The 22,629-nt window shown below is 64.6% G+C and carries 23 protein-coding genes and 1 riboswitch; of the genes, 17 read left to right on the top strand and 6 right to left on the bottom strand.

Annotated features, from left to right (window positions below):
• Window positions 1–220: 220 nt before the first annotated feature.
• Together IVB12_RS04735 and IVB12_RS04730 are read right to left on the bottom strand one after the other, a co-directional pair.
• Window positions 221–910, bottom strand: coding sequence for a methyltransferase domain-containing protein (locus IVB12_RS04735; RefSeq protein WP_247296116.1), 690 nt, complete (start codon window positions 908–910; stop codon window positions 221–223).
• 33 nt (window positions 911–943) lie between these two features.
• Window positions 944–1,996 carry a glycosyltransferase family 1 protein gene (locus tag IVB12_RS04730; protein ID WP_247296114.1) on the bottom strand — a complete coding sequence of 351 codons (1,053 nt, stop codon included), beginning with the start codon at window positions 1,994–1,996 and terminating at the stop codon, window positions 944–946.
• 273 nt (window positions 1,997–2,269) lie between these two features.
• On the opposite strand from IVB12_RS04730, the gene IVB12_RS04725 reads away from it, so the two are divergent.
• Window positions 2,270–2,986 carry a L,D-transpeptidase gene (locus IVB12_RS04725; RefSeq protein WP_247296110.1) on the top strand — a complete coding sequence of 239 codons (717 nt, stop codon included), beginning with the start codon at window positions 2,270–2,272 and terminating at the stop codon, window positions 2,984–2,986.
• 109 nt (window positions 2,987–3,095) lie between these two features.
• Window positions 3,096–3,509, top strand: a complete 414-nt coding sequence (locus tag IVB12_RS04720) for a c-type cytochrome (RefSeq protein WP_247296108.1) — start codon at window positions 3,096–3,098, stop codon at window positions 3,507–3,509.
• Between the two features lie 218 nt (window positions 3,510–3,727).
• Here IVB12_RS04720 and IVB12_RS04715 read toward each other — a convergent pair whose 3' ends face one another.
• Both IVB12_RS04715 and IVB12_RS04710 read right to left on the bottom strand, forming a co-directional pair.
• Entirely contained in the window at window positions 3,728–4,006 is a 279-nt protein-coding gene (locus tag IVB12_RS04715; protein WP_247296106.1) for a hypothetical protein, read from the bottom strand.
• The gene (locus IVB12_RS04710) at window positions 4,003–4,797 is read right to left on the bottom strand and encodes a thioredoxin family protein (RefSeq protein ID WP_247296104.1); all 795 of its coding nucleotides are present in this window, start codon (window positions 4,795–4,797) and stop codon (window positions 4,003–4,005) included. Before IVB12_RS04710 ends, IVB12_RS04715 begins: the two co-directional genes overlap by 4 nt.
• A 150-nt stretch (window positions 4,798–4,947) precedes the next feature.
• Between IVB12_RS04710 and IVB12_RS04705 the strand changes: the two genes are divergently transcribed.
• The 8 genes from IVB12_RS04705 to IVB12_RS04670 all read left to right on the top strand — a co-directional run bounded on the left by IVB12_RS04705 (window position 4,948) and on the right by IVB12_RS04670 (window position 14,664).
• On the top strand, window positions 4,948–6,168 hold the full coding sequence (locus IVB12_RS04705) for a helix-turn-helix domain-containing protein (RefSeq protein WP_247296102.1): 1,221 nt from the start codon (window positions 4,948–4,950) through the stop codon (window positions 6,166–6,168).
• A 29-nt stretch (window positions 6,169–6,197) separates the two neighbouring features.
• On the top strand, window positions 6,198–6,836 hold the full coding sequence (locus IVB12_RS04700) for a PQQ-binding-like beta-propeller repeat protein (protein WP_247296100.1): 639 nt from the start codon (window positions 6,198–6,200) through the stop codon (window positions 6,834–6,836).
• A 141-nt stretch (window positions 6,837–6,977) separates the two neighbouring features.
• On the top strand, window positions 6,978–8,546 hold the full coding sequence (locus IVB12_RS04695; RefSeq protein ID WP_247296098.1) for a DUF4403 family protein: 1,569 nt from the start codon (window positions 6,978–6,980) through the stop codon (window positions 8,544–8,546).
• 131 nt (window positions 8,547–8,677) lie between these two features.
• On the top strand, window positions 8,678–9,787 hold the full coding sequence (locus IVB12_RS04690) for an ABC transporter ATP-binding protein (RefSeq protein ID WP_247296096.1): 1,110 nt from the start codon (window positions 8,678–8,680) through the stop codon (window positions 9,785–9,787).
• A 76-nt stretch (window positions 9,788–9,863) separates the two neighbouring features.
• Window positions 9,864–10,922 (top strand): ABC transporter substrate-binding protein, encoded by a 1,059-nt coding sequence (locus IVB12_RS04685; protein WP_247296094.1) that lies wholly within the window; start codon window positions 9,864–9,866, stop codon window positions 10,920–10,922.
• Between the two features lie 279 nt (window positions 10,923–11,201).
• Entirely contained in the window at window positions 11,202–12,464 is a 1,263-nt protein-coding gene (locus tag IVB12_RS04680; protein WP_247296092.1) for an ABC transporter permease, read from the top strand.
• Window positions 12,461–13,291, top strand: a complete 831-nt coding sequence (locus IVB12_RS04675; protein WP_247296088.1) for an ABC transporter permease — start codon at window positions 12,461–12,463, stop codon at window positions 13,289–13,291. Before IVB12_RS04680 ends, IVB12_RS04675 begins: the two co-directional genes overlap by 4 nt.
• Before the next feature lie 158 nt (window positions 13,292–13,449).
• Window positions 13,450–14,664, top strand: coding sequence for an ABC transporter substrate-binding protein (locus tag IVB12_RS04670; protein ID WP_247296086.1), 1,215 nt, complete (start codon window positions 13,450–13,452; stop codon window positions 14,662–14,664).
• Window positions 14,665–14,760: 96 nt separating this feature from the next.
• Here the strand turns inward: IVB12_RS04670 and IVB12_RS04665 are convergent, their stop codons facing one another.
• Both IVB12_RS04665 and IVB12_RS04660 read right to left on the bottom strand, forming a co-directional pair.
• On the bottom strand, window positions 14,761–15,285 hold the full coding sequence (locus IVB12_RS04665; protein WP_247296084.1) for a PRC-barrel domain-containing protein: 525 nt from the start codon (window positions 15,283–15,285) through the stop codon (window positions 14,761–14,763).
• Window positions 15,286–15,650: 365 nt separating this feature from the next.
• Window positions 15,651–15,851 (bottom strand): hypothetical protein, encoded by a 201-nt coding sequence (locus IVB12_RS04660; protein ID WP_247296082.1) that lies wholly within the window; start codon window positions 15,849–15,851, stop codon window positions 15,651–15,653.
• Window positions 15,852–16,079: 228 nt separating this feature from the next.
• On the opposite strand from IVB12_RS04660, the gene IVB12_RS04655 reads away from it, so the two are divergent.
• The 7 genes from IVB12_RS04655 (at window position 16,080) to IVB12_RS04625 (ending at window position 22,421) form a co-directional block, all read left to right on the top strand.
• Window positions 16,080–16,658: a lytic transglycosylase domain-containing protein gene (locus IVB12_RS04655; RefSeq protein ID WP_247296080.1), complete on the top strand. Its 579-nt coding sequence runs from the start codon at window positions 16,080–16,082 to the stop codon at window positions 16,656–16,658.
• A gap of 155 nt (window positions 16,659–16,813) precedes the next feature.
• Window positions 16,814–16,942: riboswitch (TPP riboswitch) on the top strand.
• Window positions 16,930–17,940: an FAD-dependent oxidoreductase gene (locus tag IVB12_RS04650; RefSeq protein ID WP_247296078.1), complete on the top strand. Its 1,011-nt coding sequence runs from the start codon at window positions 16,930–16,932 to the stop codon at window positions 17,938–17,940. (Overlaps the previous riboswitch by 13 nt.)
• Window positions 17,931–18,128 carry a sulfur carrier protein ThiS gene (gene thiS / locus IVB12_RS04645; protein WP_247296076.1) on the top strand — a complete coding sequence of 66 codons (198 nt, stop codon included), beginning with the start codon at window positions 17,931–17,933 and terminating at the stop codon, window positions 18,126–18,128. The genes IVB12_RS04650 and thiS overlap by 10 nt, the downstream gene beginning before the upstream one ends.
• Window positions 18,129–18,282: 154 nt before the next feature.
• The gene (locus tag IVB12_RS04640; RefSeq protein WP_247296074.1) at window positions 18,283–19,065 is read left to right on the top strand and encodes a thiazole synthase; all 783 of its coding nucleotides are present in this window, start codon (window positions 18,283–18,285) and stop codon (window positions 19,063–19,065) included.
• Window positions 19,052–19,660 carry a thiamine phosphate synthase gene (locus IVB12_RS04635; RefSeq protein WP_247296072.1) on the top strand — a complete coding sequence of 203 codons (609 nt, stop codon included), beginning with the start codon at window positions 19,052–19,054 and terminating at the stop codon, window positions 19,658–19,660. The genes IVB12_RS04640 and IVB12_RS04635 overlap by 14 nt, the downstream gene beginning before the upstream one ends.
• Window positions 19,661–19,831: 171 nt before the next feature.
• Entirely contained in the window at window positions 19,832–21,730 is a 1,899-nt protein-coding gene (thiC, locus tag IVB12_RS04630) for a phosphomethylpyrimidine synthase ThiC (protein WP_247296070.1), read from the top strand.
• A gap of 133 nt (window positions 21,731–21,863) precedes the next feature.
• Complete coding sequence (locus IVB12_RS04625) at window positions 21,864–22,421, top strand: mismatch-specific DNA-glycosylase (protein ID WP_247296069.1); 558 nt, start codon at window positions 21,864–21,866, stop codon at window positions 22,419–22,421.
• Window positions 22,422–22,629: the final 208 nt, after the last annotated feature.

The raw sequence follows: 22,629 nt of genomic DNA, 5'->3' as shown, positions 1-22,629 counted from the left end.
TCATCCCGACACCGCCTCGATTCGACGCAAAATCAAGCGCGCGGGCTGGGATGATGCCTTCCTCCTCAGTATGCTTCGCCATATGCGATAGCCCTGCCCCTCACCCTGAGGCGCTTGCGCAGCAAGCGTCTCGAAGGGCGAGGCCCGTCTGCGGCAGGCGGGCCTTCATGGTTCGAGACGGCGCTTGCGCGCCTCCTCACGAAGAGGGGCAACAGCGATGCTACGCCGCCTTGGCGATGTCGACCTTCCGGAAGCGCACCAGCGAGAAATGGCCGAGCGGCGGAATCAGACGGCGCTCGGCAAGCTCGATGCCGCGGGCGCCGGCCAGCCACCTCGCATAGCGCGACCAGGCGAACTCGGCGGTGCGGAAGCCGAGCGGACGCACCACCGGCTGCAGCTTCTGCTCGATGAAGCGGCGCATGCCGGTATCGGCGCTGACGCGGGTGAGGATGATCAGCTCGCCGCCCGGGCGCAGCACGCGGACGAATTCGTCGAGCGCCTTCTCCGGATTGGGCACTGCGGTGACGACGTATTGCGCCATGACGACGTCGAAGGAATTGTCGGGGAATTCGAGCTTCTCGGCGTCCATCACCGCGAGGCCCTCGACGTTCTTCAGCTTCTGCTCGCTCACGCGGCGGCGCGCCTTGTCGAGCATCGCCTCCGAGATGTCGGTGCCGAAGATGCGCAAGTTCGGCGCGTAGAGCGGCAGCGAGATGCCAGTGCCGACGCCGACCTCGAGCACCCGGCCGCCGATCTTGTTGGTGGCCGCGATCGCCGCCTGCCGGCCCTTGGCGAAGACGCCGCCGAACACGAGGTCGTAGACCGGCGCCCAGCGGTCATAGGCCTGCTCGACCGTGCCGCGGGTGAGGTCGAGCTGCTGGGTGCCATCAAGGTTCATGATCTTAGCCATCGATGAGGTTCTCGCTGTGGTTCAAATGGACGATCAACCGCGCACCGGCCGCTGCGCCATGCGAGGCGAGGCGCGCAAGGTGCGGCTGGGCTGAAGTGAGGTGAGATTGCCGACGAACTGGCGCGCGCTGTTTTCCCAGGAACGCTCCAGCGCGAAGTTGCGGCAGGTCTGGCGCGACATCGTGAGCGCGCGCAGGCACGCGGTGCGCAGATCATGGTCGATCGCGCCGATCTGATGATCGGCGATGACGTCCTTGGGGCCCGTCACCGGGAACGCCGCAACCGGCGTGCCGCAGGCCAGCGCCTCGAGTTGCACCACGCCGAAGGTGTCGGTCAGGCTGGGAAACACGAAGACGTCGGCGGCGGCAAGATGCGCGGTGAGATCCGCCCCCTTCTTCTCGCCGAGAAAGACGGCGCCGGGATATTTCTTTTCCAGCGCAGGCTTCTGCGGGCCGTCGCCGATGACGACCTTGGTGCCGGGCAGGTCGAGCGCGAGGAACGCTTCGAGATTCTTCTCCACCACGACCCGGCCCATCGTCATGAAGATGGGACGTGGCAGGTCCAGAGCTGCCGGGCTCTCGGGATGGAACAGCTCGGTGTTGACGCCGCGCGTCCAGAAGCCGAGCCGCCTGAAGCCACGTTCGGACAGCTCCTGCCGCAGCGAGGGCGTCGCCACCATGATCATCGCGGCGGCATCGTGGAAGTGGCGCAGCACGGCATAACCGATGCTCGCGGGGATGCCGGTCCGCACCGAAACATATTCGGGAAAGCGCGTCGTATAGGATGTGGTGAAGGCAAGTCGGTTGCGACGGCAATAGGCCCGCGCGGCCCAGCCGATTGGGCCTTCGGTCGCGATGTGCAGCGCCTCGGGAGCGGCCTTCTCGATCCGCCGTGCGATTTCCCTGAAGCTCGGCAACGCGATGCGTAGGCCCGGATAGGTCGGCAGCGGCCATGACGGAAAACCGTCCGGGGTCAGGAAGTCGATCTCGACATCGAGGGCCTTGGCCGCGCTCGCCAGCGAGGTCAGCGTCCGCATCACGCCGTTGACCTGCGGATGCCAGGCGTCGGTCGCGATTAATACCCGCATGGGAAAATCCCGAGAGTTTGATGATTCTCGGTTTCCGACCATCAACGAAGGATATTTCAGGCGTATGACGTCACAGAAGTGTCGGCGCTCTGTTTTGTTCGTTAACGGGCCCGCGCGGCCACGAAACTGTCATGAAACAATTCTTGCCGCCACGAAGCCGTTTTCGGTTTTCCACGCAAATGTCCCGAAATGTTTTGCCGTTAGTGATCACCCCAACGGAGCACCGAAACGGTGCCGCGGTGATCAACAACACCGAGCAAACAGGGGCGATCAATGATCAATCTTGACACGTTCAAGAACTATTCGCGCGCCATTGCGATCAGTGCAGTCGCGATCTCTGCAATCGCGTTCGCAGATACAGCCAACGCTGCGCCGGTGCAGCTCTTCCCCTTCGTCCAACCGCTGCCGCCGATGACGGCGCCGCAGCCGCTCCAGCCGTACCAGCCCTACCAGACGATGCCTTATCAGGCCGCGCCGTCCGAGGATCAGGACGCGGTCGAGATGCCGGCCCGCTTCCGCCGCCAGACCGTTTCCTATGCAACGCGGGAAGCGCCAGGCACCATCATCATCGATACGCCCAACACCTATCTCTACTACGTGCTCGGAGGCGGCCAGGCGCTGCGCTACGGCATCGGCGTCGGCCGTGACGGCTTCACTTGGTCCGGCATCCAATCGGTGAGCCGGAAGGCCGAATGGCCGGCCTGGACTCCGCCGCCGGAAATGATCGCCCGCCAGCCCTATCTGCCGCGCCACATGGCCGGCGGCCCCGGCAATCCATTAGGGGCCCGCGCCATGTATCTCGGCAGCACCATCTACCGCATTCACGGCACCAACGCGCCCGAGACCATTGGCAAGCACGTCTCGTCGGGCTGCATCCGCATGACCAATGACGACGTCACCGACCTCTACGCCCGCGTCAATGTCGGCACCAAGGTGATCGTGCTGCCGATGACGGAGCGGCGAGCCGAGCTTGGAGTTGCGATGCGCTGAGCGACAGGACATTGTGACGCAAACGGCCCCGGAACCCACCGGGGCCGTGTTCGTTTGCCCTCGACATCCCGAAGCGCGCTTGCTGCAGCGCGATTGCATGGAGGCGCAGATGCAAGCACGCACGCAACGTTCGTCAAGCGCATGGCTGCTCGCAATCGGCACGGGGGCATTGACGTTGCTCTTGTCACCGCCTCTCTCGCGCGCGCAGCAGCCGGCGAGCGACGATGCAGCCCAGCAGGCCTTCAACAATTCCTGCCGCACCTGCCACTCCATGAAAGAGGGCGACAATCGCCTGGGTCCCAATCTTAACAAGATCGTCGGACGCAAGGCCGGCGCGCTGCCGAACTACAATTACTCGTCATCGATGAAGGAAGCCGGCTTCATCTGGGACAAAGACAAGCTTACCCGCTTCATGGTCAAGCCGGACGAGGTGGTGCCGGGCAACAAGATGCAGCCCTATGGCGGCATCTCGGCCGAGGAAGCGGCCAAGGTGGTTGCCTATCTGCAGGCGGCTTCGCAGTAACGACCTAGGCTAAGCGGGTCGTTCTTGTTTGATGTCGGTCATCGTGGCCATCCTTCGAGACGCCCGCCTGCGGCGGGCCCTCAGGATGAGGGCGGAGTGTGGCGGCCCGCCGTTCCCTACGAAGCGCTTGCACCGAGGCGAAGATGCCGGTTAGCCTCATCCTGAGGAGCGCGCTTGCGCGCGTCCCCAAGGACGAGGCGTTCACACTGGGCGGTCCGTTACCGCTCACCGCCGCGCCTTCGCTCCGCAATCAATCTCAGCCACGCCGCGGAATGAAACGCGCTCATCAACAGATACATCGGAACCATGCCAACGAGCACGGATCCTTGTCCGGCGGAGCAGAGCATGTCCGCCGCACCGCCGCCAAGCGCGGCCGTCAGCAGGGCCATGATCGCGAAGGTCGGCGTGGCCGCCAGCCCCAACCATCGGGCGAGGTGACGCGCGGCCGCGACACTGTCGCGGTTGACGCTGGCGGCCGCGCTGGCGGAAGCAGTCATTTCCGTTCTCCCGCAGCCTCCTTGCGAAAAGCCTTCTCGCCGGCGGTCGAGATCTCGACCCACTTCTCGTCGGGCGCCGCACCTTCCGTGTAGCTGTCGTGCCAATTCCACCATTTGTAGGTCGGCGTCTGCGGATAGCCTTTCGGCGAATCCTCCCAGACCTCCTGGCGGCCGAGCGGCGTGATGTCGAGATAATTCCAGGTACCGCCCATCTGCTCATCGCCCCGGCTCTTGACGAAATAGGTGCGGAAGACGCGGTCGCCGTCACGGTAGAACACGTTCGTCCCGTGCCATTCGTCAACGCCGAAATCAGCATCGAAGCTGTCGGTGATGGTGACCCAGGGCATGATCCAGCCCATCCGCTGCTTCAGCCGCGCGATATCGGCCTGCGGCGCGCGCGAGGCGAAGACAAGGGTGGTGTCGCGGGCATTGAGGTGCGCGACATGGGCGACCTGGTCGGCGACCATGGAGCAGCCCCGGCACGCATGGTCGGGCCAGCCGAACACCCCCGGCTCGAAGAAGGCGCGGTAGACGATCAATTGCCGCCGGCCCTGGAATAGGTCGACCAGACTGAGCTTGCCGCCGGGGCCCTCGAACGCATAGGTTTTGTCCACCGCCATCCAGGGCATGCGTCGCCGCTCGGCGGCCAGGGCATCGCGGGCACGGGTATGCGCTTTTTCCTTCACGAGCAGTTGCAGACGGGCTGCCTCCCAGTCCTGCGGCGACACCACGGGTGGTGTTTGCATGGCGGAATGTCCGTTCGTCCCTGCGTTCTCAACTGATGTCATCATGGCTCTCCAAACCTCTTGCCTGGGCGATCATTCCGCATTTCGTTATGACAGACGCGGAACCCCTCGCCCTTCACCGCACATCGTCGGTCGTAAACTGTTTCTGGCATCTCGCGGTTGCGGGGTGGGAGTAACAAGTGTGGCGGGATTTGAATGGAATCGCTGATCACGGCCGCGGCGCGCGCGCTCGAGGCGGGCGATCCGCTCGGTGCGCTGAACCGCGTTGCGCTGCGCAACGACGCACCGTCGCTGGCACTGCGCGGCATCGCGATGGCGCAGCTCGGCGATTTCGCCAAGGCCAAGACGCTGCTGCGGAGCGCGGCACGTGCCTTCGGTCCGAGAGAGGCGGTGGCGCGCGCAAGATGCGTCGTTGCCGAGGCCGAGATCGCGCTGGTCTCGCGCGACCTGAGCTGGCCGGCGAAGACGCTCGCAGCGGCGCGCGCGACACTCGCAAGGCACGGCGATCTCGCCAATGCCGCCCATGCCGGTCACATCGAGGCTCGCCGCCTTCTTCTGCTCGGGCGCCTCGACGAGGCCGAACGCACACTGGCGGAGCTCGGCGCGGGCCCTCTTCCGCCGGCATCTCAGGTCGTCCGTGAACTCGTGATCGCCGGCATCGCAATCCGGCGGCTCAAAACCAAAGATGCGCGCGCGGCGCTCGACCGCGCCGCCGACGCGGCACGGTCGGCTGGGATTCCAGCGCTCACGGCCGAAGTCGAAAGCACGAACCTCGTGCTCGACACGCCCGCGGCGCGCCTGATCGCACGCGGCAAGGAGCATCCGTTGTTGCTCGGACAGGTCAAAGCGCTGGCCGCGTCTCAAGCGCTCGTCGTGGACACGTTCCATCACACCGTTCGCAGGGGAGGCATCGTCGTGTCACTGGGAACGCGGCCGGTGCTGTTCGCGCTCGCCCGCCCCCTGGCGCAGGCGTGGCCCGCGGACGTGTCCCGAGAGGCTCTGATGACCGCCGCGTTTCACGCCAGGCACGTCGATGAATCGCATCGCGCCCGGCTGCGGGTCGAGATCGGTCGGCTTCGCGCCAAGCTCAAGCCTCTTGCCGATGTGAGCGCGACCAAACACGGCTTTGCGCTGACACCGCGCAAGACGCGACAGGTTCTGGTGCTGGCGCGGCCGGTCGAGGAGAAGCACGCCGCGGTGCTCGCCTTCCTGTCCGACGGCGAACCCTGGTCGAGCTCGGCGCTCGCGCTGGCGCTCGGAACGAGCGCCCGCACCGTGCAGCGGGCCCTCGACGACCTGGCGCGATCACACAAGGTGCAGTCCTTCGGGCATGGCCGGGCGAAGCGTTGGATGACCCCGCCCATCCCGGGTTTCCCGACAGGCTTGTTACTCCCCACGCCGCTCCTGAAGACGTAGGGTGAGGTCACATCACAGGGATCGAGCACATGAAGCGTACAGCCGCCGAGATCATCGAGGAGTATGGGCCTTTCGCGGGCGTCGAAGCCGTTCATGGTGTCACCTATGACGGCAAACATGTCTGGTTCGCGTCCGGCGACAAGCTGAACGCGGTCGATCCGGCCGACGGCAAGATCGCGCGCTCCATCGATGTCGCCGCGCATGCGGGAACGGCGTTCGACGGCCGGCACCTGTTCCAGATCGCCGAAGATCGCATCCAGAAGATCGACGCCGCCACCGGCAGGGTGCTCAGCACCATTCCGGCGCCCGGCGGCGGTGGGGATTCCGGATTGGCCTGGGCCGAAGGCTCGCTCTGGGTCGGGCAATATCGCGAGCGCAAGATCCATCAGGTCGATCCCGAAACGGGAAAGGTCCTCCGCACCATCGAGAGCAAGCGCTTCGTGACCGGCGTGACCTGGGTCGATGGCGAGCTCTGGCATGGCACCTGGGAGAACGAAGAGAGTGACGTGCGGCGGATCGACCCTGATACGGGCAAGGTGCTCGAGCAGCTCGACCTGCCCGCCGGGACGATGGTCTCAGGTTTGGAGTCGGACGGCGGCGATCGCTTCTTCTGCGGCGGCGGCGGTCGCGGCAATGTGAGGGCGGTCCGCCGTCCCCGACGCAGCTAGCCTCGCGATGACGGTTTGAACGCGCGGCAACGGGGCGTTCGCAAGCCGTTAACCTGTTCGCCCCAATTCCACCCCACCTGTGCGCTCTAGCGCCCTCCTCGCCGGCCCTGTAAAAACCCGTCGGGGCGGCTTGGGGGATTGATGCGACTAACGTTGAATCTGAAGACGATCCTGATCGCCGTCGCAGTGCTCGTGGCGTCGTTCTTGATCAGCCTCAAGGCCATGGACTTGCTGTCGCCGCGCGTGACCAATTCGGCGCCGACGGTTGCGCAACTGCCGCCGCTGCCGCCGGCCTCGAAGAGTTCCATCGTGATCGCGCCGGTCGCGATCGCGCTGTCGGTGATCCGCGAGCAGGCCGAGAGGGCTTCGCCGCGCAATTTCGCAGGGAAGGCCGACAACCCGATCTCGCAGATCCTGGAGAACGCCGACATCGGATGGACGGCGGCGCGCGGACCGATGGCGGCAACAGGCGACAAGGACGTGCTGACGCTGTCGACGCCGCTCACCGGCAGGCTGAACGTGACGGGATCGCTGTCCTCGAAGGCCACCGGTGCGCTTGGCGACGCGCTCGGCAGTGTGCTCGGCGGCGACGCCGCGAAACGGATCGGCGCGGTCAACATCAAGAACCTGAACGCCAGCGCCGAAATCAAGGGTAACGTGGTCATCACCTCGCGCCCCAAGCTCGCGGCCAACTGGTATCTGGAGCCCAATCTCGGCGCCCAGGTCAATCTCGGCGACACCAACGTTGCCGTCGCGGGCGCCAAGGTCAACGTGCCGGCGCAGGTGAAGCCGCTGATCGACAAGAATGTCGGCGAGCAGATCAACGCCGTCTCCGAACGCATCCGCAACGATCCCTCGCTGCGGGAGAATGCCAGGGCGCAATGGGCCAAGGCGTGCCGCTCGATCTCGCTGCAAGGCTCGGGCTCATCGGCCGCACTGCCGCCGCTCTGGCTCGAGATGAAGCCGGTGCGCGCAATCGCGGCGCAGCCGCGCGTCGATGCGCAGGCCGTGACGCTGCTGCTCGGCCTCGAGGCCGAGACACGCGTGACCTCGACGCCGACCAAGCCGGAGTGTCCGTTTCCCGACAAGATCTCGATCGTGCCGCCGACCGGCACGGGCGTGAACATCGGCGTGCCGATCGACGTGCCCTTCACCGAGATCAACAAGCTGATCGCGGCGCAGATGGTCGGCCATACCTATCCCGAGGACGGCTCCGGCCCGGTCGACGTCACCGTCAAGACCGTCAACGTGACCCCCTCGGGCGACCGCCTGCTGATCTCGCTGCTGGTGCGCGCCAAGGAGAAGAAGAGCTGGTTTGGCCTCGGCGCCGAGGCGACCGTGCACATCTGGGGCCGGCCGATGCTCGACCAGGCGCAGCAAACGCTGCGGCTCGCCGACATCCAGCTCGCGGTGGAATCCGAGGCGGCGTTCGGCCTGTTAGGAGCCGCGGCGCGTGCCGTGGTGCCGCAGATGCAGCAGGCCCTGCTGCAGAAGGCGACGCTCGACCTGAAGCCGATCGCCGCCAACGCCCGCGAGAAGATCGCAGTCGCGATCGCCGACTACCAGAAGAGCGAGGATGGCCTCAAGGTCGAGGCCAAGATCGACAGCCTGACGCTTGCCGACATCGCCTTCGATTCCAAGACCCTGCGCGTCGTCGCCGAAGCCGGCGGCTCGCTGAAGGTGGTTGTGACGAAGCTGTCGGGGATGTAGCCCGCCTTTGCTCACCGGGTCCGTGCGCGTCTTCGCTTGCACCGCTGGCATTCTCATCGGAGGATGCTAAGCTGTTCCTCGCAACTCGAACGAGGTGCTGACAGCATCGTAGCTGATAACGCGAGGACGACATGGAAGCCGGCATGGTCACGCCTGCGCCGGCACTGGTACGCTTTTCCGGCATTCAGAAGACCTACGATGGCGAGCACCTCGTGGTGAAGAACCTCGACCTCGAGATCAAGAAGGGCGAGTTCATTACCCTGCTCGGCCCGTCGGGCTCGGGCAAGACGACCACGCTGATGATGCTCGCTGGCTTCGAGGTTCCGACCCATGGCGAGATCTACCTCGCTGACCGGCCGATCAAGAACGTGCCGCCGCATAGGCGCGACATCGGCATAGTATTCCAGAACTATGCCTTGTTTCCGCATCTGACGATTGCGGAGAATATCGCCTTCCCGCTATCCGTTCGCAAAACCAACAAGGCGGAAGCGCAGGAGCGCGTCCGCGCGGCTTTGCGCATGATCAAGATGGAAAGCCTGGCACACCGGCGGCCCGGGCAGTTGTCCGGCGGTCAGCAGCAACGCGTCGCACTGGCCCGTGCGCTGGTCTTCAATCCGCAGCTCGTGCTGATGGACGAGCCGTTGGGCGCGCTGGACAAGCGTCTGCGGGAGCAGATGCAGCTGGAGATCAAGCAACTCCACGAGACAATGGGCATCACGATCGTCTACGTGACCCACGATCAGAGTGAAGCGCTCACGATGTCGGATCGTATCGCCGTATTCAACGACGGCATTGTGCAGCAGATCGATACGCCCGACTCGCTTTACGAGCATCCGGTGAACAGCTTCGTCGCCCACTTCATCGGCGAGAACAATGTGCTGGCCGGCACCGTCGAAACGATCGAAAAGGAATATTGCCGCGTCGCGCTGGCCGGTGGCGGCGCCGTGACCGCGCGGGCGGTCAATGTATCACGCGCAGGCGCATCGACTTCCCTCTCGGTACGGCCGGAGCGGATCTCCATTGTCCCGGATGGCACCTCCAACGACGGACCGAACCGCCTGCCGGCCAAGGTGCAGAGCACCATCTATCTCGGCGATCACGCGCTGGCCGTGCTCGGCGTCGCCGGCAATGCGGAGTTCATGGTCAAGCTTCAGCCCGGAGCGCATCACAGTCTGAGACAAGGCGAAAGCGTGTCGATCACCTTTCGCCCGGAGGACTGCCTGGCCCTCGATCCCGTCTGATTCAACCCTGCAGCCTTCATCCAAAACAAGCGGTCGGGCATCTCAACGCAACTCACATGAAGAAGGAACAAGGACCATGCTGAAGCGCAAGATTGGCAAGATTGTCTTGGGTTTCGCCGCGGCGCTCACCGCCAGCGCCGGGCTGACGACAATGGCGCAGGCGCGTGACCTCACCGTCGTATCGTGGGGTGGCGCCTATCAGGATGCCCAAAAGAAGGTCTATTTCGAGCCTTTCAAGAAGGCGGCCGGGATTGCGATGAACGACGAGTCCTGGGACGGCGGCATCGGGGTGCTGCGCGCCAAGGTGCAGGGGGGCGCCGCCACATGGGATGTGGTCCAGGTCGAGAGCGACGAACTCGCGGTAGGCTGCGAGGAAGGTCTGTTCGAGAAGCTGGATTATTCCAGGATCGGCGGCGAGTCCGCCTATATCCCACCGGCGGTCAATCCCTGCGGCGTCGGCGCGATCCTTTATGATTTCGTTCTCGGCTACGACAAGGACAAGCTGAAGGAGGCGCCGAAGGGCTGGGCCGACTTCTTCGATATCAAGAAATATCCGGGCAAGCGCGCCTTGCGCCAGGGCCCAAAGACGACGCTGGAGATCGCTCTCATGGCCGACGGCGTCGCACCGAAGGACGTCTACAAGGTGCTGGCGACCGACGAGGGCATCGATCGCGCCTTCAAGAAGCTGGACACGATCAAGGGCGACCTCGTCTGGTGGAAAGCCGGCGCCCAGCCGCCGCAATTGCTCGCGTCCGGCGAGGTGGCGATGACCTCGGTCTACAATGGCCGCATCGACACCGCGAACAAGAATGAGAAGAAGAACTTTGGCATCGTATGGGATGGAGCGCTCTTCACTCTCGACAGCTGGGTCATTCTGAAGGCGAGTCCGAACAAGGACGCCGCCTACAAATTCCTGGACTTCGTCGGCAAGGCGGAGAACCAGTCAAAATTGTCGGAGAACATTGCTTACGGCACCTCGAACAAGGACGCAGCCGCGCGGCTACGGCCCGCCGTTCTGAAGGACCTGCCGACGGCGCCTGACAACATCAAGAACGCGGTCGAGATCAACGTTGGCTTCTGGCTCGAGAACATCGACCGCCTGACCGAACGCTTCAACAAATGGGCGGCGAGATAGCGCGCGGCGGCAACCGACTTACGCAACAGGTAGAGGGTGCGTGGCGGACAACTCGCCCGTGGCGCATCTTCGAGATGCCCGCCTACGGCGGGCCCTCAGGATGAGGTCTGAGTCTGTGGCAGCGACCTTTCAGGCACCTATGTCAATAAGCCTCATCCTGAGGAGACCGCGAAGCGGTCGTCTCGACGGACGAGGCGCTTGCACCGGCCGCTCCAAAAGGCCAGATGAGATTGACCTACCCGAATTAGCGAGGGATATCCGTTCAAAGGGGCTCGACCGATGACGGACGCGCTCTCGACCGACGCCAATGCGTCGACCGAGGTGCCGCTCAAGCGCCGGCTGAGGCGTGCCGAGCGGACACGGCAGGTCAAGGCATTTGCGCTGGTGGCACCGCTTCTCGTCTTCCTGCTCTTCACGTTCGCCGGGCCCATCGCCGGCATGTTGTGGCGCTCGGTCGAGGACAGGGAGGTGCGCCAGGTCTTCCCTCACACGGTAGCTGCTCTCGCCAGCTGGGATGGCAGGGACCTGCCGGATGAAAAGGCTTATGCGGCGCTGGCCAGCGACATCCTGGCGGCGCGCGCCTCCGGCACCATCGCCATTGCGGCCAAGCGGCTGAACTACGCATTGAATGGCTTCCGCACGATCCTGACCAGCACGGCACGCAATCTGAAGGCGGTGCCGGAGCCCGGCACGGCCAAGGAGACGCTGGGCAAGATCAATCCGGCCTGGCGCGAACGCGCCACCTGGACGACGATCAAGGACGCCAGCGGTCCGGTGACCGGCTTCTACCTTCTGGCGGCGCTCGACCTGACGCGAAACGCAGACGGCGCGATCGTCGCGGCCGCGCCGGATCAGGCCATCTACCGCGATGTTTTCGCCCGCACCTTCCTCATCAGCATCAGCGTCACGGCGCTCTGCCTGATCCTCGGCTTCCCGGTCGCCTACCTACTGGCGACGCTGCCGCCCGGCCGGTCGAACCTGCTGATGATCTTCGTCCTGCTCCCGTTCTGGACGTCGCTTCTGGTCCGCACCTGCGCCTGGATCGTGCTGTTGCAGAGCAAGGGCGTCGTGAATGACAGCCTGCACTGGCTTGGCATCATCGACGAGCCGTTGCGCTTGATCTACAACCGCTTCGGTGTCTGCGTGGCGATGACCCACGTTCTCCTGCCGTTCATGATTCTGCCGCTGTACAGCAGCATGAAGGCGATCTCGCCTGCTTACATGCGTGCCGCCGCTTCGCTCGGTGCGCCACCGCTGACCGCTTTCCTGCGCATCTACCTGCCGCAGACCCTGCCCGGCATCGGCGCGGGAAGCCTGCTCGTCTTCATCCTGGCGCTCGGCTATTACATCACGCCGGCGCTCGTCGGCGGCGCCGCCGATCAGATGATCAGCTACTTCATCGCGCTCTACACGACCGAGACGGCCAATTGGGGACTTGCCTCGGCGTTGGGCGCGGTGCTGCTGCTGGCCACTCTTCTGCTCGCTCTCGTCTACGGAAAGCTGGTGCATGGGCAGCAGGTTACGGGAGGAATGAAGAATTGAGCGACAATTCCCCCCTCCGCACGCCCAGCCAGCGCATCGCGTGGACCGCGACGATCATTGTCTCCGCGCTGGTGTTCATCTTCCTGATCGCGCCAATCCTGGCGATCATGCCGCTGTCCTTCAGCTCAGGCTCCTACTTGACCTATCCGCTGCCCGGCCTCTCCTTGCGCTGGTACGACGATTTCATCAATTCGCCGCGCTGGATGAATTCGCTGAAGAACAGCATGATCATAGGCGTCGCTTCGACCGTGCTGTCCATGGTGCTCGGCACATTGGCCGCCCTGGGACTGGCGCAGTGGAGGAGCCGGTTCAAGCCGCTCGTGCTGGCCTTCGTGCTGTCGCCGGTCGTGGTACCTGGCGTCATCACCGCGGTCGGTCTGTATTTCTTCTTCGCGCCGATCGGACTGACCGGCAGCTATCTCGGCTTGATCCTGGCCCATACGGCGCTGGCGACGCCGTTTGTGGTGATCACTGTCGGCGCGACGCTGCAAAGCTTCGACACCAACCTGGCGCGCGCCGCCGCCTCACTCGGCGCCTCGCCGCTTCAAGCGTTTCGCCGCGTGATCCTGCCGCTGATCCTGCCCGGCCTGGCGTCGGGTGCGCTGTTCGCCTTCGCGACCAGCTTCGATGAGGTGGTGATCGTGCTGTTCATGGCAGGTCCCGAGCAGCGCACCCTGCCGCGCGAGATGTTCGCCGGCATCCGCGAGAACATCAGCCCGACGATCACGGCAGCGGCGGTGGTGCTGACGACGGTATCCGTCGTCCTCCTCGCTACCCTGGAAGGCTTGCGTCGGCGCAACGAACGGCTCAAGAGCAGCAGCGCCTGACCGGCGTCGCCAAGCGATCTCGAAGAACTCCCAATACCCCGCTCAGCCCCCGCCTTTTTGCATTCCGCTACGGCGCTCCTGGCTTAGCCGGCGGCGCCGATTGCGGCTAGAACAGGCGCGCAACAAAACCCAAACAACAACACGCAGGGAGAAAGAACGTGCAAAAACTCATCGCCGCGGTCGCAGCGGGCTTCACGCTTGCCGCAACATGCAGCACCGCACAGGCCCAGATTTCCGACGACACCGTCAAGATCGGCGTGCTCACGGACATGTCGAGCCTCTATGCGGACGCGACCGGCAAGGGCTCGCTCGCCGCGGTCGAGATGGCGGTCGCCGATTACGGCGGCAAGGTTGCGGGCAAGCCGGTTCAGGTCATCGCCGCCGATCACCAGAACAAGCCCGACGTCGGCGTCAACATCGCCCGCAACTGGTACGACAACGACAAGGTCGACGCGATCTTCGACGTGCCGACGTCCTCGGTGGCGCTGCCGGTCTCGGCGCTGACACGCGAGAAGAACAAGATCCACATCAATTCCGGCGGCGGCTCGTCCGACATCACCGGTACCGCCTGCTCGCCCAACACGGTGCACTGGACCTACGACACCTATGCGCTGTCGAACGTCGCCGGCAAGGCAATGGTCAAGCGCGGCGAGGACAGCTGGTTCTTCGTCACCGCCGACTACGCCTTCGGCATGGCGCTCCAGCGCGACGCCGCCAACGTGGTGAAGGAGAGCGGCGGCAAGGTGCTCGGCGAGGTCCGCCATCCGCTCAACTCGTCGGACTTCTCCTCCTTCCTGCTCCAGGCCCAGGCCTCCAAGGCCAAGGTGGTCGCGCTGGCGAATGCCGGCGGCGACACCACCAACGCCTTGAAGCAGGCTTCCGAGTTCGGCCTGACCCAGGGCGGCCAGAAAATGATCGCGCTGTTGCAGGAGATCACCGACACGCATTCGCTCGGCATCAAGGCGACCCAAGGCCTGATCGTCACCGACGCCTTCTACTGGGACATGAACGAGGAGACGCGCGCCTTCTCCAAGCGCTTCAACGAGAAGGTCGGCCACATGCCGACGATGATCCAGGCCGGCCTCTACTCGGCGACCATGCACTATCTGAAGGCGATCGACGCCATCAAGACCGACGAGGCGCCGAAGGTGATGGAGGAGATGCGCAAGACACCGATCAACGACTTCTTCGCCAAAGGTGGCAAGATCCGCATCGACGGCCGCATGGTCCACGACATGTATCTGTTCGAGGTCAAGAAGCCCGAGGAATCCAAGGGCGAGTGGGACCTTTACAAGCTGATCGCCACCGTACCCGGCGACGAGGCCTTCCGTCCGCTCGACAAGGGCGGCTGCCCTCTGGTGAAGGGGCATTGAACTGCGTCGTCATACGCAAGTTCGCCGCAATGACGAAAGACACGACAGCGCGCCCGGGGAAACCGGGCGCGCTTCGTTGAGGGGTTTAGAAGTCCATTACTCCGAGTACTTGAACTCTGGCATGTTCTTCAGCTCGTCCTTGCTGGCGTTGAACACCGCATGATCCGGATACCATTTCGACGCCGACGAGGTCGTGGTCGTCGCGGTCTTGTCGGTGCCGGTCGCCGCGCCAGTCGTCGTGGTCGCAGCCGGCCGGCCGGGCGGGTTGGTGGCTCCCGTGCCGGAGTAGGCGACGGCCTCGTTGACGAACTTCAGCTTCTCATAGGGCACCGCGACCAGATGCTCGCCCATGCCGAGGAAGCCGCCGACGCCGATCACGGCGATCTTGATGTTACCGCTCTTGTCCATCAAGAGGTCGTTGATCGAGCCGATGTTCTCGTTAGCCTCGTTATAGACCTTGACGCCCGACATTTTCGACACGCGCCACTGGTCGGACGCGCTCGTCGTCGTGGCGGTGGCCGCGGCCGGCGCCTTGTCGGTGGTGGCGGGCGGCGTTTGCGCGAACGCAGCGGTCGCGAGCAGTGCTGTGCCGGCAAGACCGGCGACGATCGACTTCATCATGTTGTCCTCTCCTTCGACAGAAACCTTGTGCGGAGAAAACAGCGCTGATCACGCCCAGTTCCGTGCGGGCGGCAATTTCGTCGCGCGATGCGCGAGCCGAAAAGCGCCCAGGGCATGTTCCTGCGTCACCCGGGAACATATTGCAGCGCACGATTCCGCCCACGCGCCCTGGAGAGAAGCACGATCGCGGCGAACAACGCGCCGACCGAACGTCGCTCAGCTCAGCTCTTGTAGTCGATCAGCAGCGCGGAGAAGCGCGCGACGCTCGGCGCGCTGCCCTTGGCACCGTAGGAGGACGACGATTGCGATTGCTGGACCGCCTGTAGCAATTGCTGGAGTTTCCGCGCTCATTCCGGCGGCGTAGCTCAAGCCGCGAGCGGCGGCTGCTTGATGGCGTGCTCATCGAAGATCGCCACCGCCTCGAAGCGGTAGCCGCAGGCGTGGCAATTCCAGAGATAGGAAACGCGGCCTTCGCCCGGCTCGATCCAGTCCGGGAACGGAATCGGCGTGCCGCACTGTGCACAGGGGTTCTGCGTGGGAATGTCGTCGATGCGTGGCGGGGTCATGGACGTCCTCCCGAATGCTGTTTTGACAGCGATTTTTGGGCGGAGACACGGATGGACAGACCAGCCGTCGCGTAAGGCGCTCCGCCAGCCCCAAGCTTAACGTGAGTTTGAGTCGTAAAAGCGACGGCCCAACGAAAATCGCCGAAGGCGGCGTTTCGCCACATCATCGCCGTGTTCCCACGGCCTAACCCGCACGGGTGCAGGTCCGTTCTGCCAAGGAATATTTCGATGAAAATTTTACGCGTTGCCGCGCTGCTCGCAGCCGCACTGATTTTGCCGCAGGGCGCATTCGCCGGCCAAGCCGAATACGCCGAGATGGTCGCAGCCCATGCCCGCGCCAACGGCGTGCCGGAGGCGCTGGTCCACCGCGTGATCATGCGCGAGAGCCGCTATCAGCCCGGCCTCGTCGGCCGTGGCGGCACCATCGGGCTGATGCAGATCAAGCTCGCGACCGCCCGCGGCGTCGGCTACACCGGCGATGCCGCAGGCCTGCGCGATCCCAACACCAACCTCACCTATGCGGTTAAATATCTCGCCGGCGCCTATCGCGCTGCCAATGGCGACCATGCCCGAGCCGTGCGTTATTTCGCGGGCGGCTATTACTATGCGGCAAAGCGGCAGCGGCAGGAGGCCGTGCAGGTCGCCACTATCGGCCCGACCAACTTGGGCACGACCAATATGGGCGAGACCAATTTAGGGGAGACTTGGCTCGAGCCGAACGGCAACCCGCAGCCGATGTTGGGCGCCACGTCGCCCAGGAAGCTCGTCCAGCGCGTCCGCAACGCCCGGGCGCAGGTTCCTCGCTAGAGATCGTCATTCCGGGGCGGTCCGCAGGACCGAACCCGGAATCTCGAGATTCTCAGGTGCGCAATTGCGCACCATAGTTCGATGCTTCGCATCACCCCGGAATGACGGCCGTGTGGCTTAACGCGTTGACACCGCCCGTCACTGGCATACATTAGAGCCGTTCCGAGGGGTGCTCCGAGGAGGAGCTGAGATACCGCTAAATGGGCAATACCGCCCAGGACCGCGGTGACCCTTTGAACCTGATCCGGGTCATGCCGGCGAAGGGACAGGGATGTTGCAGACCACCAAGCGACCGGATTCACCGGTATCTATCATCGGCGCAGGCATCGCAGGCGCCTGGCAGGCCTTGCTGTTCGCGCAGGCCGGCCATGCCGTGACGTTACACGAGCGTGGTGACGCCGCCATGACCGATGCCACCAGCCATTGGGCCGGCGGCATGCTCGCGCCCTATTGCGAGGCGGAGGTGGCCGAACCCATGGTCAGCCGCCTCGGCCTGCGCTCCCTCGACATCTGGCGCCGCGAATTGCCGGAAACGCCGTTCAACGGCTCGCTCGTCGTCGCCCATCCCCGCGAGCGCAATGATTTCGAGCGCTTTGCCCGCATGACGGAGGGTCACGAGCGGCTCGATGCGGCCGGCCTTGCCGCGCTGGAGCCGTCGCTGGAGGGCCGCTTCCGCGAAGCCCTGTTCTTCCCGCGCGAGGGCCATGTCGAGCCGCGCCGCGTGCTGCCGAAATTGCACGAGCGCATCCGCGCCGCCGGCGGCACCATCAAGTTCGAAAGCCGCGTCAGCGCCGCCGAGCTCGACGGCATCGTGATCGACTGCCGCGGCCTTTCCGCGCGCGACGAGCAGCCTGAGCTGCGCGGCGTCAAGGGCGAGATGATCCTGATCGAGACCGACGAGGTGCAGCTTGCGCGTCCGGTGCGATTGATCCATCCGCGCTGGCCGCTCTATGTCATCCCGCGCGAGGACAATCTGTTCATGCTGGGCGCGACCTCGATCGAGGCCGAGGACACCGGCGTCAGCGTGCGCTCGGCGCTCGAGCTGTTGGGCGCCGCCTACGCCGTGCACCCCGCCTTCGGCGAAGCCCGCATCGTCGAATTCGGCTCCGGGCTTCGTCCCGCCTATCCCGACAATCTGCCGCGCATCGGGATTCGCGGCGAGAAGATCGCCGTTAATGGCCTCTATCGCCACGGCTTCCTGCTCGCGCCGGCGCTCGCCGAGCTGACACTTGCCTATGTCCAGCGTGGCCAGATCGACAATGAGGTGATGCAGTGCGGGTGATCGTGAACGGTGAGCAACGCGAAGTGAGCTCGGCCAGCGTCGACGCGCTGCTCACCGAGCTCGACTACGAGGGCACCCATTTCGCCATCGCGCTCAATCACGACGTCGTGCCGAAAAGCCGCTGGGCGGAGACGCAGCTGAAAGCCGGCGACGAGATCGAGATCATCACGCCGCGGCAGGGAGGGTGAGGATGATGTACGCGCCACACGCTCCGCTGTCATCGCCCGGCTTGACCGGGCGATCCAGTACGCCGCGGCTTCACGGTCCTAGCCGCGCTGCCGCGGCGTACTGGATCCCCGCCTACGCGGGGATGACATCATCATTCAAGGAGACACCTTTCACATGGTGACCTTCTACGGCAAGACCTTCGCCTCGCGCCTCCTCATCGGCAGCGCGCTCTATCCCTCGCCCGCGATCATGCAGGCCGCGATCCGCGCCTCCGGCGCGAGCATCGTCACCGTCTCGCTGCGCCGCGAATCCGCCGGCGGCAAGACCGGAGACGCGTTCTGGAAGCTGATCCGCGAGCTTGACGTCACGGTGCTGCCGAACACCGCCGGTTGCCGCAGCGTGCGCGAGGCGGTGACGACCGCAAAACTCGCCCGCGAATTGTTCGGCACGTCCTGGATCAAGCTCGAAGTGATCGCCGACAACGACACGCTCCAGCCCGACGTCGTCGGCCTGGTCGAGGCCGCCAGCATCCTGATCAAGGACGGCTTTGAAGTGTTCCCCTATTGCACCGAGGATCTCTCGGTCGCCAACCGCCTGGTCGATGCCGGCTGCAAGGTGGTGATGCCATGGGCAGCCCCCATCGGCTCGGCCCGCGGCATCATCAACCGTGACGCGCTGAAACTGCTGCGCGAGCGCCTGCCCGACATCACGCTGGTCGTCGACGCCGGCTTGGGGGCGCCCTCCCACGCGGCCCACGCACTGGAGCTCGGCTACGATGCCGTGCTGCTCAACACCGCGATCGCAAAGGCCGCCGATCCCGTCGCGATGGCCAACGCCTTCCGTCTCGGCGTCGAGGCCGGCCGCACCGCTTACGAAGCCGGGCTGATGGACGCCCGCGACTTCGCCTCCCCGTCCACCCCTGTCGTTGGGACCCCGTTCTGGCATGCCGTATCCTGATCCTTTCTATCCCGTCGTCGACAGCCTCACATGGGTCGAGCGCCTGACGAAACTCGGCGTCGGCACCATCCAGCTGCGCGCGAAAGAGCTGAACGACGCCGACGCGCTGCAGATCGTCACCGATGCGCTGGCGATCACCAAGGACACGCAGACCAAGCTGGTCGTGAACGACTATTGGCGCGCCGCGGTCGTTGCCGGCGCCAAATATCTGCATCTCGGCCAGGAGGATCTGGCGGATGCCGATCTCAAGGCCATTCGCGAGGCCGGGCTGTCGCTCGGCATCTCCACCCATGACGACGACGAGCTTGCGACCGCGCTCAAAGCCAAACCCGACTACGTCGCGCTCGGCCCGATCTTCTTCACCACGCTGAAATCGATGCGCTTCGAGCCGCAGGGCATTCCAAAAATCACCGAATGGAAAAAGCGCATCGGCGATATCCCGCTGGTCGCGATCGGCGGCATCAAGCTCGAGCACGCTGCGGAGATTTTTGCCGCAGGCGCGGATTCCATCGCTGTGGTTTCCGACGTCACGCAAAATCCCGACCCGGATGCGCGCGTGCGGCAATGGCTCGACCTGACAGTGGAGGCTGCGTGATGATCGCTCCGCTCTCACCACCCGTCATTGCGAGCGAAGCGAAGCAATCCAGGAACTTTCCGCGAAGGCGGTCTGGATTTGCTTCGTCGCAAGGGCTCCTCGCAATGACGGAGCAAGAATTCACCGTAGTCGCGCCAACGCACGCAGAACAGAATTAACCGGAGAATCCCCATGAACATCCGCTCCAACCCCGACAAGACCGTCCCCGCCGTCACCACCGGTCCCCTTCCCTCCTCGCGAAAAATCTTCGCGACGCCCGACGCCGCGCCCGACCTGCGCGTGCCCTTGCGCGAGATCATCCTCTCCGAAGGCGCCGGCGAGCCGAACCTGCCGGTCTACGACACCTCGGGTCCCTACACCGACCCGTCCGTCACCATCGACGTCAACGCCGGCCTTGCGCGCAACCGCAAGCAATGGGTGCTGGAGCGCGGCGGCGTCGAGGAATATGAGGGGCGCCAAATCAAGCCGGAGGACAATGGCAGCGTCTCCACCGACAAGGCCGCGCGCGCTTTCTCGGCCTATCACAAGCCGCTGCGCGGCCTTCCCGGCCACAAGATCACGCAGCTCGAATTCGCCCGCGCCGGCATCATCACCAAGGAGATGATCTACGTCGCGGAGCGCGAAAATCTCGGTCGCAAGCAGCAGCTCGAGCGCGCGGAAGCCGCGCTCGCCGACGGCGAGAGCTTTGGCGCATCGGTGCCCGCCTTCATCACGCCGGAGTTCGTGCGCGACGAAATCGCGCGCGGCCGCGCCATCATCCCCTGCAACATCAACCATTCCGAGCTCGAGCCGATGATCATCGGCCGCAACTTCCTGACCAAGATCAACGCCAATATCGGCAACTCGGCGGTGACCTCTTCGGTCGAGGAAGAGGTCGAGAAGATGGTCTGGGCGATCCGCTGGGGCGCCGACACCGTGATGGACCTCTCCACCGGACGCAACATCCACACCACGCGCGAATGGATCTTGCGCAACTCGCCGGTGCCGATCGGCACCGTGCCGATCTACCAGGCGCTGGAGAAGTGCAACGGCGATCCCGTGAAGCTGACTTGGGAGCTCTACAAGGACACCTTGATCGAGCAGTGCGAGCAGGGCGTCGACTATTTCACCATCCACGCCGGCGTGCGCCTGCAATATATCCATCTCACCGCCAGCCGCGTCACCGGCATCGTCAGCCGCGGCGGTTCGATCATGGCCAAGTGGTGCCTTGCGCATCACAAGGAGAGCTTCCTCTACACGCATTTCGACGAGATCTGCGACCTCATGCGCAAGTATGACGTCTCGTTCTCGCTTGGCGACGGCCTGCGTCCGGGCTCGATCGCGGATGCCAACGATCGCGCGCAGTTTGCCGAGCTGGAGACGCTCGGCGAACTGACGAAGATCGCGTGGGACAAGGGCTGCCAGGTCATGATCGAAGGCCCCGGCCACGTGCCCATGCACAAGATCAAGATCAACATGGACAAGCAGCTCAAGGAGTGCGGCGAGGCGCCGTTCTACACGCTTGGACCGCTGACCACCGACATCGCGCCGGGCTACGACCACATCACCTCAGGCATCGGCGCGGCCATGATCGGCTGGTTCGGCTGCGCCATGCTCTGCTACGTCACGCCGAAGGAGCATCTCGGCCTGCCCGACCGCAACGACGTCAAGACCGGCGTCATCACCTACAAGATCGCCGCCCACGCCGCCGACCTCGCCAAGGGCCACCCCGCCGCGCAACTGCGCGACGACGCGCTCTCCCGCGCGCGATTCGAATTCCGCTGGACCGACCAGTTCAACCTCGGCCTCGATCCGGACACCGCAAAGAGCTTCCACGACGAGACCCTGCCCAAGGAAGCCCACAAGGTCGCCCATTTCTGCTCGATGTGCGGCCCAAAATTCTGCTCGATGAAGATCACCCAGGACGTGCGGGATTACGCGGCGACGCTGAACGATCCGAACTCGGTGGGCATGTCGATGGCCGGCACCGTCGAAGACGGCATGAAGCAGATGAGCGAGAAGTTCAAGGAGATGGGATCGAGCGTATATCTGGATGCGGAGAAGGTGAAGGAGAGTAATCGGGTGTTGTAATTCTCCGCTCGTTATGCGCGGGCTTGCTCGAGCATCCATCAGGAGCGAGAAGCCGGGCGAAAGCTCGGCTTCTTTTTAGAGCGCAGCGTAGCCAGGACGAGCGAAGCGACATCCGAGATTGACAGCGGCCCGGATGTCGCTGACGCTCTGTGCAACGCTAAGGTTGGTCGATTTGCCCACCCCTACCCTCCACCGCCTCCCCGACCAGCTCCGCGCGGGCCTCCGCCTCGTCTTCGTCGGCACCGCCGCCTCTGCGCGCTCGGCTGAACTCGGGCACTACTACGCCCATCCCGGCAACCGCTTCTGGCGGGCGATCCATGAAGCGGGGATCACGCCGCGGCGCTATCAACCGAGCGAGTTTGCATCGCTGCTCGCGCTCGGGATCGGCTTCACCGATCTCTCCAAGACGGGCGCCGGGATGGATCACCAGATCGCGACGGAGACGATCGACGTGCCGGGCTTCAGGGCCAAGATGGAGACCTATCGGCCGCGGACGATTGCGTTTACGAGCAAGAAGGCGGCGAGCTTGTTTTATGGCAGGCCGTCAGCTGCGATTGCGCTGGGCCGGCAGGCGCGCGATGCGAGCCTGCCGGAGGTCTTCGTGCTTCCCTCGCCGTCCGGTGCGGCGTCCGGGCATTGGACGATCGAGCCGTGGCGCGAACTGGCGGCGTGGATCGGCTGCGGCTCGTAGCTCGTAGGGTGGGTTAGCCTCGCGGTGGCGCGAAGCGCTGTCCGCGTGGCGTAACCCACCGCTTCTGTTACCGCGGATGCGGACGTGGTGGGTTACGCCTTGCCCGGTCGCGTATCGAGCGACCGCGTTCGTGATCGGCTAACCCACCCTACGCAGCGGGAATGGCGAGACAGCCTGTCGGAATCCGCACCCATCATTCGTCCTCTGA

Source organism: Bradyrhizobium sp. 179, from assembly GCF_023073535.1.
Taxonomy (GTDB): Bacteria; Pseudomonadota; Alphaproteobacteria; order Rhizobiales; family Xanthobacteraceae; genus Bradyrhizobium.
This window is presented reverse-complemented; position numbering and strand designations above follow the sequence as displayed.

Excerpts from the sequence above, each read along its gene's own strand:
- IVB12_RS04730 (WP_247296114.1), bottom strand. The coding sequence starts at position 1,996 with ATGCGGGTATTAATCGCGACCGACGCCTGGCATCCGCAGGTCAACGGC.
- IVB12_RS04660 (WP_247296082.1), bottom strand. The coding sequence starts at position 15,851 with ATGACCCCGCCACGCATCGACGACATTCCCACGCAGAACCCCTGTGCA.
- IVB12_RS04655 (WP_247296080.1), top strand. The coding sequence starts at position 16,080 with ATGAAAATTTTACGCGTTGCCGCGCTGCTCGCAGCCGCACTGATTTTG.
- IVB12_RS04625 (WP_247296069.1), top strand. The coding sequence starts at position 21,864 with ATGTCGCTGACGCTCTGTGCAACGCTAAGGTTGGTCGATTTGCCCACC.
- IVB12_RS04720 (WP_247296108.1), top strand. The coding sequence starts at position 3,096 with ATGCAAGCACGCACGCAACGTTCGTCAAGCGCATGGCTGCTCGCAATC.
- IVB12_RS04685 (WP_247296094.1), top strand. The coding sequence starts at position 9,864 with ATGCTGAAGCGCAAGATTGGCAAGATTGTCTTGGGTTTCGCCGCGGCG.
- IVB12_RS04705 (WP_247296102.1), top strand. The coding sequence starts at position 4,948 with ATGGAATCGCTGATCACGGCCGCGGCGCGCGCGCTCGAGGCGGGCGAT.
- IVB12_RS04715 (WP_247296106.1), bottom strand. The coding sequence starts at position 4,006 with ATGACTGCTTCCGCCAGCGCGGCCGCCAGCGTCAACCGCGACAGTGTC.
- IVB12_RS04710 (WP_247296104.1), bottom strand. The coding sequence starts at position 4,797 with ATGATGACATCAGTTGAGAACGCAGGGACGAACGGACATTCCGCCATG.
- IVB12_RS04725 (WP_247296110.1), top strand. The coding sequence starts at position 2,270 with ATGATCAATCTTGACACGTTCAAGAACTATTCGCGCGCCATTGCGATC.
- IVB12_RS04700 (WP_247296100.1), top strand. The coding sequence starts at position 6,198 with ATGAAGCGTACAGCCGCCGAGATCATCGAGGAGTATGGGCCTTTCGCG.
- IVB12_RS04680 (WP_247296092.1), top strand. The coding sequence starts at position 11,202 with ATGACGGACGCGCTCTCGACCGACGCCAATGCGTCGACCGAGGTGCCG.
- IVB12_RS04690 (WP_247296096.1), top strand. The coding sequence starts at position 8,678 with ATGGAAGCCGGCATGGTCACGCCTGCGCCGGCACTGGTACGCTTTTCC.
- IVB12_RS04665 (WP_247296084.1), bottom strand. The coding sequence starts at position 15,285 with ATGATGAAGTCGATCGTCGCCGGTCTTGCCGGCACAGCACTGCTCGCG.
- IVB12_RS04695 (WP_247296098.1), top strand. The coding sequence starts at position 6,978 with ATGCGACTAACGTTGAATCTGAAGACGATCCTGATCGCCGTCGCAGTG.
- IVB12_RS04735 (WP_247296116.1), bottom strand. The coding sequence starts at position 910 with ATGGCTAAGATCATGAACCTTGATGGCACCCAGCAGCTCGACCTCACC.
- IVB12_RS04640 (WP_247296074.1), top strand. The coding sequence starts at position 18,283 with ATGGTGACCTTCTACGGCAAGACCTTCGCCTCGCGCCTCCTCATCGGC.
- IVB12_RS04635 (WP_247296072.1), top strand. The coding sequence starts at position 19,052 with ATGCCGTATCCTGATCCTTTCTATCCCGTCGTCGACAGCCTCACATGG.
- IVB12_RS04650 (WP_247296078.1), top strand. The coding sequence starts at position 16,930 with ATGTTGCAGACCACCAAGCGACCGGATTCACCGGTATCTATCATCGGC.
- thiC (WP_247296070.1), top strand. The coding sequence starts at position 19,832 with ATGAACATCCGCTCCAACCCCGACAAGACCGTCCCCGCCGTCACCACC.